General features: G+C 75.6%; 1 protein-coding gene. It reads left to right on the forward strand.

Annotation, left to right across the window (positions count from 1 at the left end; all coding sequences use genetic code 11):
- Nucleotides 1-9: 9 nt before the first annotated feature.
- Nucleotides 10-15,948, forward strand: coding sequence for an SDR family NAD(P)-dependent oxidoreductase (locus ACQPYE_RS18185; protein WP_498722556.1), 15,939 nt, complete (start codon nt 10-12; stop codon nt 15,946-15,948).
- Nucleotides 15,949-15,952: the final 4 nt, after the last annotated feature.

The raw sequence follows: 15,952 nt of genomic DNA on the forward strand, positions 1-15,952 counted from the left end.
GCACCCCCGATGACGAACGAAGACAAGCTCCTCGGCTACCTCAAGAAAGTCACCGCCGACCTGCACCAGACCCGGCAGCGGCTGCACGACGTCGAGGCCGAGGCCCGCGAACCGATCGCGATCGTCGCCATGGCGTGCCGCTACCCCGGCGGGGTGAACTCGCCGGAGGACCTGTGGCGGCTGGTCGCGGACGGCGGCGACGCGATCGGCCCGTTCCCGACCGACCGGGGCTGGGACACCGACGCGCTGTTCGACGCGGACCCGGACCGCGCCGGGGCCAGCTACGTGCGCGAGGGCGGCTTCGTGCACGACGCGGCCGACTTCGACGCGGGCTTCTTCGGCATCAGCCCGCGCGAGGCGCTCGCCATGGACCCGCAGCAGCGGGTCGTGCTGGAGGCGGCGTGGGAGACCGTGGAACGGGCCGGGATCAACCCGGACGCGCTGCGCGGCAAGCCGGTCGGCGTGTACGTCGGCGCCAGCGTGCAGGACTACTGGGACCGGCTGACCGACCTGCCCGAGGCGGTCGAGGCGTACATGAGCACCGGCAGCACGGCGGCGGTCATCTCCGGTCGCGTCTCCTACACCATGGGGCTCGAAGGCCCGGCGCTGACGGTCAACACGGCGTGCTCCTCGGCGCTGGTGGCGATGCACCTGGCTGCGGAGGCGCTGCGCAAGCGGGAGTGCTCGCTGGCGCTGGCGGGCGGGGTCACGATCATGTCCACGCCGGGCGCGTTCGTGGCGTTCTCCCGGCAGCGCGGCCTGTCGGCGGACGGCCGGTGCAAGCCGTTCTCCGACGCCGCCGACGGCACCGGCTGGTCCGAGGGCGTCGGGATGCTGCTGCTGGAGCGGCTGTCGGACGCCCGCCGCAACGGGCACCCGGTGCTCGCCGTGATGCGCGGCTCCGCGCTCAACCAGGACGGCGCGTCCAACGGCCTGACCGCGCCCAACGGGCCGTCGCAGCAGCGGGTCATCCTCCAGGCGCTGGCCGACGCCGGGCTGTCGTCCACCGAGGTCGATTTGGTGGAGGCGCACGGCACGGGCACGACGTTGGGCGACCCGATCGAGGCGCAGGCGCTGCTGGCCACCTACGGCCGGGAGCGGAGCGCCGACCGCCCGCTCTACCTGGGGTCGGTCAAGTCCAACCTCGGCCACGCCCAGGCCTCCGCCGCCGTCAGCGGCGTGATCAAGGCGGTCATGGCCCTGCGGCACGGTGTGCTGCCCAAGTCGCTGCACGTGGGCGAGCCGTCGCGGCACGTCGACTGGTCCGCGGGGCACATCCGGCTGCTCGACGAGTCGCGGCCGTGGCCGGAGCTCGACCGGCCCCGCCGGGCCGCGGTGTCGTCGTTCGGGGTGAGCGGCACCAACGGCCACGTCATCCTGGAGCAGGCCGACCCCGAACCGGAACCCCGGCCCGGTACCGGCTGGCCCGAGGGCGTGCCGGTGCCGTGGCTGCTGTCCGCCCGCACCGCCGACGCGCTCGACGCGCAGGCCGCACGGCTCGCCGACGCCGTCGATCCCGGCTGGGACGTCCTGGACACGGCCGCCGCGCTGGCCACCTCCCGGTCCGCCATGGAGCACCGGGCGGTCGTGCCGGCCGCCGACACCGCCGACGCGGTGCGACGCCTGCGGTCGGGTGACGGTGTCGTGCGCGGTGTGGTGCGGTCGGGTTCGACGGCGTTCTTGTTCACGGGTCAGGGTTCGCAGCGGTTGGGCATGGGTCGTGTTCTGGGCGAGGCGTTCCCGGTGTTCCGGGAGGCGTTCGCCGAGGTGTGCGGCGTGCTGGACCCGTTGCTGCCACGCCCGTTGTCCGGCGTGCTGGACGACGAGGTGTTGCACCGGACGGAGTTCGCGCAGCCCGCGTTGTTCGCGTTCGAGGTGGCGTTGTTCCGGTTGTTGGAGTCGTGGGGTGTGGCTCCCGATTTCGTGGCGGGGCACTCGATCGGCGAGATCGTCGCCGCGCACGTGGCCGGGGTGTTCTCCCTGGAGGACGCCGCCCGGCTGGTGGTGGCGCGGGGGCGGCTGATGCAGGCGTTGCCCTCCGGCGGGGCGATGGTCGCGGTGCAGGCGGCCGAGTCCGAGGTGCTGCCGTTGCTGGTGGACGGCGTGGACATCGCGGCGGTGAACGGCCCGACGTCCGTGGTGTTGTCGGGCGTCGAGGCCGAGGTCGAGGCGGTGGTGGCGCGGCTGGGTGATCGGCGCACCAAGCGGTTGGTCGTCAGCCACGCGTTCCACTCGTCGTTGATGGAGCCGATGCTGGAGGAGTTCCGGCAGGTCGTCGGCCGCATCTCGTTCAGCGCGCCGAAGATCGCCTTCGTGTCGACCGTCGCCGGTGGTGCGACGGGCGATCCGGCCACGCCGGACTACTGGGTGCGGCACGTGCGCGGGGCGGTGCGGTTCGCGGACGCGGTGGCGGTGCTGACGGGGCACGGTGTGTCGCGGTTCGTGGAGGTCGGCCCGGACGCCGTGCTGACCGGGATGGCGCAGGACTCGGCGGAGGGCGCCGTGCTGGTGGCCTCCCAGCGGCGGGACAGGACCGAACCGGAGGCGCTGCTGACCGCGCTGGCCACCGCCCACGTCACCGGCCTGGCCGTGGACTGGGCGACGGTGTTCGCCGGTCGCGCCACGCGACGCGTGGACCTGCCCACCTACGCGTTCCAGCGGGAGCGGTTCTGGCTGGAGGCCACGCCCGGCACCGGCGGGGTCACGGCGGCCGGCCTCGACACCGCCGACCACCCCCTGCTCGGCGCGGCGATCGTGCTCGGCGGCTCGGAGGGCCTGGTGCTCACCGGGCGGCTGTCGCTGAAGTCGCACCCGTGGCTGGGCGACCACCGGGTCGGCGACGCCGTGCTCTTCCCCGGCACCGGGTTCCTGGAACTGGTCACCCGCGCCGGTGACGACGCGCGCTGCGGCGTGGTCGAGGAGCTGACGATCGCCGCGCCGCTCGTGCTGCCGGAGCACGGCGCGGTGCGGGTGCAGGTGGTCGTCGGCGCGCCCGAGGCGTCCGGAGCCCGGACCGCCGAGGTGTTCGCGCGGGACGAGGACGGCGACGCGCCGTGGACCCGGCACGCCGCGGGCCGGCTGCTGCCGGGACGGCGCCGCGCCGGGTTCGACCTGACGCAGTGGCCGCCCGCCGGGGCGGAGGAGCTGCCGGTGGCCGGCCTGTACGAGCGGCTGGCCGAGGGCGGGTTGGCCTACGGGCCGGCGTTCCGCGCCCTGCGGGCGGCGTGGCGGCGGGGAGACGAGCTGTTCGCCGAGGTGGCGCTGCCGGACGCGGACGCCGAGCGGTTCGGCGTGCACCCGGCCGCGTTGGACGCGGCGCTGCACGTCCTGGGCCTGAGCGACCGCGAGGAGCACCGGGGCCTGCCGTTCGCCTGGTCCGGGGTGTCGGTGCACGCGACCGGCGCGGCCGGGCTGCGGGTGCGGCTCGCGCCGTCGCCCGGCGGCGGCACGCTGGTGCAGGCCGCCGACCCCGCGGGAGCGCCCGTGCTGTCGGCGGAGTCGCTGGTGCTGCGCCCCAGTGGCGCGACCCGGTCCGTGGCCCGCTCGCCGCTGCGCGTGCTCGGGTGGACGCCGCTGGAGGTCGCCGACCCGATCGAGCCGGTGTGGGTCGAGTGGGACGCGGTCGGCGACGGGGACGTGCCCGCCGTGGTGGTGCTGCCGGTGCGCGACGGCGTCGAGCCGGCCGCCGTGCGCGCCGAGCTGCGCCGGGTGCTCGGCGTGCTCCAGGACTTCCTGGCGCAGGACCGGTTCGCCGCGTCCCACCTGGTGGTGGTGACCGGCGCGGCGGTGGCGAACCCGGTCGGCGCGGCGGTGTGGGGCCTGGTGCGGTCCGCGCAGGCGGAGCACCCCGACCGGTTCGTGCTGCTGGACTCCGACGCCGCGACGTTCGGCCGGCCGGTCGCGCTCGCCCTGGCCGCCGGCGAGCCGCAGGTCCGGGTGCGGGGGTCGAAGGTGTCGGTCGCCAGGCTCGCGACCACGGCCGAGAGCCCCGACCGGCCGGACTTCGGGACCGGGTCGGTGGTGGTGACGGGTGCGACGGGTGCGATCGGCGGGGTGGTGGCGCGTCACCTGGTGGCGGCGCACGGTGTCCGTGACCTGGTGTTGTTGAGTCGGCGTGGTGGTGGTGCGGAGCTGGTGGCCGAGTTGGCGGCGGCCGGCGCGCGGGTGGTGTCCAAGGCTTGCGATGTCGCTGATCGTGGGGCGTTGGTCGAGGCGTTGGCCGGTGTGGACGTGTCGGCGGTGGTGCACGTGGCGGGTGTCGTCGACGACGGTGTGGTGACGGCGCTGACCCCGGAGCGGGTGGATGCCGTGTTGCGGCCGAAGGTGGACGCGGCCTGGAACCTGCACGAGGTGGTCGGCGAGGTCCGGGCGTTCGTGCTGTTCTCGTCGTTGTCGGGGGTGCTGGGCGCGCCCGGCCAGGCCGGTTACGCGGCGGCGAACGCCTACCTGGACGAGTTGGCGCGGTTGCGGGTCGAGGCCGGTCTTCCGGCGACCTCGGTGGCGTGGGGCCTGTGGGACCTGGACAGCGCGATGACCGGGGACCTCACCGCCGAGGACCGGTCGCGGCTGTCCCGCAACGGCGTCCTGCCCCTGTCGCCGGAGGAGGGCGTGGCGCTGCTCGACGCGGCGCTCACCGCGGCCGTGCCCGCCGTCGTGGCCGCCCGCCTGGACCTGCCCGCGTTGCGCGCCCTCGGCGACGACGCGCATCCCGCGTTCGCCGGGCTCGTGCGCCGTCCCGTCCGCCGTGCCGCCACCGCCTCGGGTCCCGGACCCGTGAACGGGCTCGCCGGGCTGACCGCCGAACAGCGCCACGAGCACCTGCTCACCCTGGTGCGGACCAGGGTCGCCGGCGTCCTCGGCTACGGCTCGCCGGACGCGGTCGACCCCGAGCGCGCGTTCGGCGACCTCGGGTTCGACTCGCTGACGGCCGTGGAGCTGCGCAACGCGCTGGTCGCCGACACCGGCCTGCGGTTGCCCGCGACCCTGGTGTTCGACCACCCCACCCCGCTGGACCTGGTGGCCCGGCTGGACGTCGAGCTGCACGGCGCGGACGGTCCCGCGACCGTGGTCGCCGCCACCGGCGCGAACGACGACGACCCGATCGTGATCGTGTCCATGGCCTGCCGCTACCCGGGCGGGGTGTCCTCGCCCGAGGACCTGTGGGACCTGCTCGCCGACGGCCGCGACGCCATCGGCCCGTTCCCGACCGACCGGGGCTGGAACGTCGCGCGCCTGCACGACCCGACGCGCACCCGCCCGGACACGAGCTACGTCGCCGAGGGCGGGTTCCTCGACGGCGCGGCGCTGTTCGACCCCGGCTTCTTCGGCATCTCGCCGCGCGAAGCGGTCATCATGGACACCCAGCAGCGCGTGCTGCTCGAAACGTCCTGGGAGGCGTTCGAACGCGCCGGCATCGACCCCGCCTCGCTGAAGGGCAGCCCCACCGGCGTGTTCGCCGGTGTGATGTACCACGACTACGTCACCGGCCACAGCTCCGGCGGCGTGGTGTCCGGCCGGGTCTCCTACACGTTCGGGCTGGAAGGTCCGGCGGTGTCGGTGGACACGGCGTGCTCGTCGTCGTTGGTGGCGATCCACCTGGCGGCGCAGGCGTTGCGCAACGGCGAGTGCTCGCTGGCCATCGCGAGCGGTGTCACGGTCATGGCGACCCCCGAGACGTTCGTCGAGTTCTCCCGGCAGGGAGGTCTCGCGTCGGACGGCCGGTGCAAGCCGTTCGCCGACGCCGCCGACGGCACCGGCTGGTCCGAGGGCGTCGGCGTGCTGCTGCTCGAACGGCTCTCGGACGCGCGCCGAAACGGTCATGAGGTGCTGGCCGTGGTGCGCGGTTCGGCGGTGAACCAGGACGGCGCGTCGAACGGCCTGACCGCGCCGAACGGTCCCTCGCAGCAGCGGGTGATCCGACAGGCGTTGGCGAACGCGGGACTGGCCCCGTCCGAGGTGGACGCGGTGGAGGCGCACGGCACGGGCACGACGTTGGGCGATCCGATCGAGGCGCAGGCGTTGCTGGCCACCTACGGCCAGGAGCGCGAGCACCCGCTGTGGCTGGGCTCGGTGAAGTCGAACCTGGGCCACACCCAGGCCGCCGCCGGCGTCGCGGGCGTGATCAAGGTGGTGCTCGCCATGCGCCACGGCGTGCTGCCGAAGTCGCTGCACGTCGACCGCCCCTCCACCTACGTGGACTGGACGGAGGGCGACGTCGAGCTGCTGACCGAGGCGGTGCCGTGGCCGGAGACGGGCAGGCCGCGCCGCGCGGGCGTCTCGTCGTTCGGCATCTCCGGCACCAACGCGCACACGATCATCGAGCAGGCGCCCCCGGTCCCGACGCCCACGCCCGAACCGGTCAGCGTCACGGCCCCCGCGCCGTGGGTGCTGTCCGCCCGCACGGCCGCCGCGCTGCCCGCGCAGGCCGCCCGGCTGCTGTCCGTCATCGACGGCGCCACCGACGTCGACCTGGCGCTGTCGCTCGCTTCCCGCCCCGCGCTGGAGCACCGCGCCGCCGTCGTCGGCGACGGGCACGACGAGCTGGTGGCCGGGCTGCGCGCCCTGGCCGCGGACACCACGTCCCCCTCGGTGCTGCGCGGGACGGCGGGACGCGGCAAGGTGGCGTTCCTGTTCACGGGTCAGGGTTCGCAGCGGTTGGGCATGGGTCGTGTGTTGGGTGGGGCGTTCCCGGTGTTCCGGGAGTCGTTCGCCGAGGTGTGCGGCGTGCTGGACCCGTTGTTGCCGCGCCCGTTGTCCGGAGTGCTGGACGACGAGGTGTTGCACCGGACGGAGTTCGCGCAGCCTGCGTTGTTCGCGTTCGAGGTGGCGTTGTTCCGGTTGTTGGAGTCGTGGGGTGTCGGTCCGGATTTCGTCGCGGGTCATTCGATCGGTGAGATCGCGGCGGCGCACGTGGCGGGCGTGTTCTCGCTGGAGGACGCGTGTTCGTTGGTGGTCGCGCGCGGTCGGTTGATGGGGGAGTTGCCGCCGGGCGGGGCGATGGTCGCGGTCGGTGCGGCCGAAGCCGAGGTCCTGCCGTTGCTGGTGGACGGTGTGGACATCGCGGCGGTGAACGGTCCGTCGTCGGTGGTGGTCTCCGGTGCCGAGGCCGGTGTCGAGGCGGTGGTGGCGGGGTTGGCCGGCAAGCGCACCAAGCGGTTGGTGGTGAGCCACGCGTTCCACTCGCCGCTGATGGAGCCGATGCTGGACGAGTTCCGCGCGGTCGCGGAGCGGGTCGAGTACCGGGTGCCGGCGATCCCGGTGGTGTCGACGGTGACCGGCGCGCTCGCCGAGGGCGGCGACCTGGTGACCGCCGACTACTGGGTGCGGCACGTGCGCGGGGCGGTGCGGTTCGCGGACGCGGTGACCGCGTTGGCCGGCCGGGGCGTGTCGCGGTTCGTGGAGGTCGGCCCGGACGCCGTGCTGACCGGGATGGCGCAGGACTCGGCGGAAGACGTCGTGCTGATCGCGACCCAGCGGCGTGACCGCGGTGAGGTCACCGCGCTCAACTCGGCCGTCAGCCAGGCGCACGCGCACGGGATCGGCGTGGACTGGGCGCGGTTCTTCACCGGCCGGGGCGCGCGGCGGATCGCGCTGCCGACCTACGCGTTCACGCACGAGCGGTTCTGGATGGACGACCCGGCCGTGGTCGGCGACCCGGTCGGCGCGGGCATGGACGCCACCGACCACCCGCTGCTCGGCGGGGCGATGGTGCTCGCGGGGTCCGGTGGCGCGGTGTTCACCGGGCGGCTGTCGTCGCGCACGCACCCCTGGCTGGCCGACCACCGGGTGGGCGGCGCGGTGCTGTTCCCCGGCGCGGGCTTCGTGGAACTCGTGCTCCGCGCGGGGGTCGACGTGTCGTGCGGCACGGTGGAGGAGTTGACGCTGTCGACGCCGCTGGTGCTGCCGGCGGACGGCGCGGTGCAGGTGCAGGTCACCGTGGCGGCGGCGGACCCGACCGGCCGGCGTGCGGTGACCGTGCACTCCCGCGAGGACGCCGCGGGCGGCGAACCGTGGACACCGCACGCGACCGGCGTGCTGGCGCCCGGCGCACCCGACGTGCCCGTCCCGGCCGACGCGGCGCAGTGGCCGCCGGCCGCCGAACCCGTCGCGCTGGACGGCCTGTACGAGGCGCTCGCGGAGGCGGGTCTGGGCTACGGCCCGGTGTTCCGGGGTTTGCGGGCGGCGTGGCGGCGTGGTGACGAGGTCTTCGCCGAGGTCGGGCTGCCCGAGGGAGTGGCGGTCGACGGGTTCGGCGTGCACCCGGCGCTGCTGGACGCGGCGTTGCACGCGATCGCGTTGACCACCGATGCCGAGCGGCCCGCCGAGCTGCCCTTCGCGTGGCAGGGCGTGACCGTCCACGCGACCGGTGCCACGACCGCGCACGTGCACGTCGCGCCCGTCCCCGGTGGCGTGGCCGTGCGGTTGACCGACCCGGCCGGAGCGCCCGTGCTGACCGCGCGGACCTTGTCCCTGCGGCCGTTGGGCACCGGACCGGTGGCCCGCCGCGACCCGCTCTACGGCGTGCGCTGGACACCGGTGGACGTCACCGGCGGCAACCCGGTGCCGTGGGTCGAGTGGGGCGCGTCGGCCGACGACTCGCCCGCCGTGGTGGTGCTGCCGGTCGGCGGCGGCGCGGACGCGGCGACGGCGCGGTCGGAGGCGCACTGGGTGCTCGACGTGCTCCAGGAGTTCCTGACGCAGGACCGGTTCGCCTCGTCGAGCCTGGTGGTGACGAGCCGGGGCGCGGTGCCCGTGGCCGAGGGCGACCCGGTGGACCCGGCCGGCGCGGCGGTGTGGGGCCTGGTGCGCTCCGCGCAGGCGGAGCACCCCGATCGGGCGTTGGTGCTGCTGGACCTGGACGACGACACACCGGTCGAGCACGCGCTCCCGGTCGTGCTGGCGTCCGACGAACCCCAGCTCGCGTTCCGCGCCGGCGTCGCGCACCGGGCCCGACTGGTCCGCACCACGGACGCGGTCGGTCCGGTGGACTTCGGGACCGGCACGGTGGTGGTGACCGGTGCGACGGGCACGCTCGGCGGAGTGATCGCGCGTCACCTCGTGGCGGCGCACGGCGTCCGCGACCTCGTGTTGTTGAGCCGCCGCGGCGGCGGTGCGGAGCTGGTGGCCGAGTTGACGGCGACCGGCGCGCGGGTGGTGTCGAAGGCGTGCGACGTTGCTGATCGTGGGGCGTTGACCGAGGCGTTGAGCGGTGTGGACGTCTCGGCGGTGGTGCACGTCGCGGGTGTCGTGGACGACGGTGTGATCACCGCGCTGACCCCGGAGCGGGTCGACGCCGTCCTGCGGCCGAAGGTGGACGCGGCCTGGAACCTGCACGAGGTGGTCGGCGAGGTCCGGGCGTTCGTGCTGTTCTCGTCGTTGTCGGGGGTGCTGGGCGCGCCCGGCCAGGGCAACTACGCCGCCGCCAACGCCTACCTCGACGCGCTGGCGCAGCACCGGGTCGCCGCCGGCCTGCCCGCCACGTCGTTGGCCTGGGGCCTGTGGGAGCTGGACAGCACGATCACCGGCGAGCTGGGCGCCGAGGACCGGGCACGCATCGCACGGGGCGGCGTGCGGCCGATCTCCGCCGAGGCCGGCGTGGCGCTGTTCGACGCGGGCGTGGCGGCCGGTGCGGCACTCGTGGTGCCCGCCCGGTTCGACCCGGCCGGGTTGCGCGGGCGTGGCGACCACCTCGCCCCGCTGCTGCGCGACCTCGCCGGGCCGGTGCGCCGCACCGCGCAGACCGTCGCGGCGGGCTCCGGCGGCCTGGCCGACCGGGTGGCCGCGTTGCCCCGGGCCGAAGCCCACGAGGTCGTGCTCGACCTCGTCCTCACGCACGTCGCAGGTGTGCTGGGGCACGCGGTCGCGGTCGTGGTCGACCCCGACCGCGCGTTCACCGACCTCGGCTTCGACTCGCTGACCGCCGTCGAGTTCCGCAACGCGCTGGCCGGCGCGACCGGGCTGCGGCTGCCGACGACCCTGGTGTTCGACCACACCTCGCCCCGGTCGCTGGCCGCCCACGTGCTCACCGAACTCGTCGGCGACCGCGGCGACGCTCAGGCCGCCCCGATCGTCGCGGCGCGGTCCGACGACCCGGTGGTGGTCGTCGGCATGGCCTGCCGCTACCCCGGGGACGTGTCGTCGCCGGAAGACCTGTGGCGGTTGGTGGCCGAGGGTCGGGACGCCGTCACCGGGTTCCCGACCGACCGGGGCTGGGACGTGCGCCGGTTGCACGACCCGACGCGCACCCGACCGGACACCAGCTACGTCGCCGAGGGCGGGTTCCTGCACGACGCCGCCGAGTTCGACGCCGAGTTCTTCGGCATCTCGCCGCGCGAGGCGGTGCTGCTCGACCCGCAGCAGCGCGTGCTGCTGGAGACCGCCTGGGAGGCGCTGGAACGGGCGGGCATCGACCCCGCCGCGCTCAAGGGCACGGCGACCGGCGTGTACGCCGGCGCGATGTACCACGACTACATCACCGGTCACAACGCCGGCAGCGTGGTGTCCGGTCGCCTCGCCTACACCTTCGGGTTGGAGGGGCCTGCGGTCACGGTCGACACGGCCTGCTCGTCGTCGCTGGTCGCGATGCACCTGGCCGGGCAGGCGCTGCGCTCGGGCGAGTGCTCGATGGCGCTCGTCGGCGGCGTGACGGTGATGTCGACCCCGGAGACGTTCGTCGAGTTCTCCCGCCAGGGCGGCCTGTCGCCGGACGGCCGGTGCAAGTCGTTCGCCGACGGCGCCGACGGCACCGGGTGGGGCGAGGGCGTCGGCGTGCTGGTGCTGGAGCGGATGTCCGACGCCGTCCGCAACGGGCACGAGGTGCTGGCGGTCGTGCGCGGCACGGCGGTGAACCAGGACGGCGCGTCGAACGGCCTCACCGCGCCGAACGGCCCGGCGCAGCAGCGGGTGATCCGCCAGGCGCTGGCGAGCGCCGGGCTGTCCCCGGTGGACGTGGACGCGGTCGAGGCGCACGGCACCGGCACGGTGCTGGGCGACCCGATCGAGGCGCAGGCCGTGCTCGCGACCTACGGCCAGGGCCGGGCGGAGCCGCTCTACCTGGGCTCGATCAAGTCGAACATCGGCCACACCCAGGCCGCCGCCGGCGTCGCCGGCGTGATCAAGATGATCATGGCCATGCGGGCGGGCGTGCTGCCGAAGACCCTGCACGTCGACCGGCCGTCGTCCCGGGTGGACTGGACGTCCGGCGACATCGCGCTGCTCACGCGGTCGCGGCCGTGGCCCGTGACCGACCGGCCGCGCCGGGCGGGCATCTCGTCGTTCGGCATCTCCGGCACCAACGCGCACGTCATCGTCGAGCAGCCGCCCGCGCCGGTCGAGGTCGCGCCCCCGGCGGACGACCTCCCGGTCCCGGTGCTGGTGTCGGCCAGGTCGGCGGACGGGCTGCGCGCGCAGGCCGCCCGGCTGGCCGACCACCTGGCCGGCCACGACGGCGCGCTGGCCCCCGTCGCCGCCGCCACGGCCACCCGCCGGGCCGCGCTGGAGCACCGCGCCGCCGTGGTGGGCGACCGGGCGGAGGTCGTCGCCGGGTTGCGGGCGCTGGCCGCCGACGCGACGGGACCGGACGCCCTGCGCGGTCGGGTGACCCCGGGCAAGGTCGCGTTCCTGTTCACGGGTCAGGGTTCGCAGCGGCCCGGGATGGGATCGGGGCTCGTCGCGCACCCGGTGTTCCGCGAGGCGTTCGCCGAGGTGTGCGGCGCGGTGGACCCGTTGCTGTCGCGGCCGTTGGCCGAGGTGGTCGCGGACGAGGTCTTGCACCGGACGGAGTTCGCGCAGCCCGCGTTGTTCGCGTTCGAGGTGGCGTTGTTCCGCTTGGTGGAGTCGTGGGGCGTGACGCCGGCCCTGGTCGCGGGGCACTCGATCGGTGAGATCGCCGCCGCGCACGTGGCCGGGGTGTTCTCGCTGGCGGACGCCGCTCGACTGGTGGTGGCACGTGGCCGGTTGATGGGCGAGTTGCCCTCCGGCGGGGTGATGGTGGCGGTGCAGGCTTCGGAGGCCGAGGTGCTGCCGTTGCTCGTGGCCGGGGTGGACATCGCGGCGGTGAACGGTCCGACCTCCGTGGTGTTGTCGGGCGCCGAGGCCGAGGTCGAGGCGGTGGTGGCCCGGTTGGCCGGCAAGCGCACCAAGCGGTTGTCCGTCAGCCACGCGTTCCACTCACCGCTGATGGAGCCGATGCTCGACGAGTTCCGCGCGGTGGCCGAGCGGGTCGAGTACCGGGTGCCGGCGATCCCGGTGGTGTCGACGGTGACCGGCGCGCTCGCCGAGGGCGGCGACCTGGTGACCGCTGACTACTGGGTGCGGCACGCGCGAGAGGCGGTGCGCTTCCACGCCGCCGTGGTCGAACTGGAGGCCCGGGGCGTCACCAAGTTCCTGGAGATCGGCCCGGACGGCACGCTGACCGCCGCCGCGCGCGGCTTCAGCACCGCCGACCTGGTGCCCGCCCAGCGCGCCGGCCGCGACGAGCTGCGCACCGTCCTGACCGGGGTGGCGCGCCTGCACACCACCGGCGTGGCCGTGGACTGGGCGGCGTTGCACGCCGGGCGTTCCGCGGCGGGCGTCGTGCTGCCGAGCTACGCGTTCCAGCGCCGCCGCTACTGGATGGACGGTGTGACCGAAGGCGGCGACGTGTCCTCGGCGGGCCTGACGTCCGCCGGGCACCCGCTGCTGGTGGCCACCACGACGTTGCCCGACACGGACGGGCTGCTGGCGACCGGACTGCTGTCCCGGCACGCCCACCCGTGGCTGGCCGACCACGCGCTGGGCGACGCGGTGGTGTTCCCCGGCGCGGGGTTCGTGGAACTGGCGTTGCACGCCGGTGAGCTGGTCGGGTGCGACGCGCTGGCCGAGCTGACCCTCCACGCGCCCCTCGTGCTGCCCGAGGACGGCGGCGTCGGCGTCCAGGTGTCGGTCGGGGCGCCCGACGACCAGGGCCGCCGGCCGGTCGCCGTGTTCGGGCGGGACCAGGACGACGACGCGGCGTGGACCCGGCACGCGTCGGGCACGCTCACCACGACCGCCGGCGTCCCGGCCGGCGCGGCGTTGACCGAGTGGCCTCCCGCCGACGCCGCCGAGGTCGACCTCGACGGGTTCTACGAGCGGCTGGCCGACGCGGGCCTGCGCTACGGGCCGGTGTTCCAGGGGCTGCGGCGGGCCTGGCGGCGCGGGGACGAGCTGTTCGCCGAGATCGACCCCGTCGACGGCGCGGAGCGGTTCGGCCTGCACCCGGCCGCGCTGGACGCGGCGGTGCAGGCGATCGGCCTGCTGCGCGGCGAGGACGAGCCGCCCGCGCTGCCGTTCGAGTTCGGCGCCGTCACGCGGCACGCGTCCGGCGCGGCCGGGCTGCGCGCGCGGATCGCGATCACCGGCCGGGACGGCGCGGTGATCGACCTGGCGGACCGGGACGGCGTGCCGGTCGCGGCCATCGGGTCGCTGGCGCTGCGCCCGTTCGCCGACCGGCCGAGGCCGCGGGTGGACGGGCTGCACCGGCTCGACTGGACCCCGGTCGCGCTCTCCGCCGGGCCGAGCACGCGCTGGGCGTTGCTCGGCGCGGACGAGTTCGGGGTCGGCGAGGCGCTCAAGGCGGCCGGGCACGTGGTCGAAGCGCACACCGACCTCACCGCCCTGGGCCAGGCGCCCGACGGCGACGTGCCGGAACTGGCGGTGGCGCAGGTCGCGCCGTCCGCCGGGCCGACCGCCGCCGGCGTGCGCACGGTGCTGCACCGGGTGCTGGCGCTGCTGCACGAGTGGACCGGTCCGCGCTTCGACGCCACCCGGCTGGTGGTGCTCACGCGCGGCGCGCAGGACGGGACCGACCCGACCGCCTCGGCGGTGTGGGGCCTGGTCCGGTCCGCGCAGGCCGAGCACCCGGACCGGGTGCTGCTCGTCGACCTCGACGTGCACGAGGAGTCCGCGAGGTCGCTGCCGGACGTGGTGGCCTCGGGCGAGCCGCAGGTGGTGGTGCGCGCCGGAACGGCACACGTCCCGGCGCTCACCCGGGTGCCCGCGGCGGAAGGCGTGCCCGGCAGCGCGTTCGGACCGGACAGCACGGTGCTGGTCACCGGTGGCGTCGGCGCGTTGGGCGGGCGGGTGGCACGCCACCTGGTGACCGCGCACGGTGTGCGCGACCTGGTGCTGGCCGGACGTCGCGGACTCGCGGCGGACGGCGCGGCGGACCTCGCGGCCGAGCTGACCGGCCTCGGCGCACGCGTGGCGGTGGTGGCCTGCGACGCGGCCGATCGCGACGCGGTGGCCGCCCTGCTCGCCGACCACCCGGTGACCGCCGTGGTGCACGCGGCGGGCGTCCTCGACGACGGCGTGCTCGCGTCGATGACCCCGCAGCGGGTGGACGCCGTGCTGCGGCCCAAGGTCGACGCCGTGCTCAACCTGCACGAGCTGACCGGCGAGCTGACCGCGTTCACCGTCTTCTCCTCGGCGGCCGGTGTCGTGGGTGGCGCAGGTCAGGCCAACTACGCGGCGGCCAACGCGTTCCTCGACGCGTTCGCCCTGCACCGCCGGGCGGCCGGACTGCCCGCGCAGTCGCTCGCCTGGGGCTTGTGGGACGCGGCGAGCACGATGACCGGGGGACTCGGCGACGGCGGCCGGGAGCGCATGGCGCGCGGCGGCGTCGTGCCGCTGGGCGAAGCGGAAGGGCTGGCGCTGTTCGACGCCGCGTGCGCCCGGCCCGAGGCGACCGTGGTGCCGATCAAGCTCGACCTGCGCGGCGCCGGCCCGGTGCCGCCGCTGCTCCGGGGCCTGGCGCCCGCGTCGGTCCGCCGGGCCACGACCTCCGCGCCGACCGACCAGGCGGCACTGCGCCGGGACCTGGCCGGTCTGGACGCCGCGGCCCTGGACGCCCGGTTGCGCCTGCTGGTGCGCGAGGCCGCCGCGGCCGTGCTCGGGTTCGGCGGACCGGACGCGCTGGAGGACGACCGGGCGTTCGTGGAACTGGGCCTGGACTCGCTGACCGCCGTGGAGCTGCGCAACGCGGTGAGCGCGCGGACCGGCCTGCGACTGGCCACCACGGCGGTCTTCGACCACGGCACGCCGTCACGGCTGGCGGCGCACCTGCGGGCGGAACTGGCCGAGGAGCCGGCCGGCGGCTCGCGCGCCGGCGCCGACGACACGGTCGGCGCGTTGTTCCGCCAGGCGGTGGGCGCGGGCCGGGTGGCGGAGGCGCTGGCCCTGATCACCGCCGTGTCCGACGTCCGGGAGTCGTTCACGGAGGTGGCGCAGGCGGGGCCGGTCCCCGACCCCGTGGTGCTCTCCCGCGACTCGGGCGGCCCGGTGACGGTGGTGTGCTTCGGCTCGCCGATGGCCTTGGACGGCCCCCAGCAGTACGCCCGGTTCGCCGCACGCCTGCGTGGGCACGCCGACGTGCTGGTGCTGCCCACGCCCGGGTTCCGCGCCGACGAGCCGCTGCCCGCGACCGCCGAGGCGGCCGTGGCGTACTTCGCCGCCGCGCTGGAGCCGGTCGCCCGGCGCGGGCCGTACGCGCTGGTCGGCTACAGCTCCGGCGGGCTGTTCGCGCACGGCACGGCCGCTCTGCTGGCCGCGCGCGGGCACGGGCCGGCCGGTGTCGGACTGCTGGACACCTACCCGACCACCGGCTCCACCACGGCGGACTTCTTCAGCCGGATGCTCGGCGCGTTGTTGGCGAAGGAGTCGACCTTCGGCGAGTTCGGCGGCGCGCGGCTGTCGGCCATGGGACGGTACTCCCGGCTCCTGCCGTCGGTGCCGCTCGGCGACCCGGCGGCGCCGGTGCTGTTCGTGCGGCCGGCGGAGTCCCTGGCCGGGCCCGACGGCGGCGACTCGTGGCGAGCGGTCTGGCAGGGCGAGCACGAGCTGGTGGAGGTGCCGGGCGACCACTTCACGATGATGGAGTCGGACGTCGAGGGCACCGCCGACGCGGTCCTGGGTTGGCTGCGCGGTCTGTGATCAA

Source organism: Actinosynnema sp. CA-299493 (assembly GCF_050946825.1).
Taxonomy (GTDB): Bacteria; Actinomycetota; Actinomycetes; order Mycobacteriales; family Pseudonocardiaceae; genus Actinosynnema.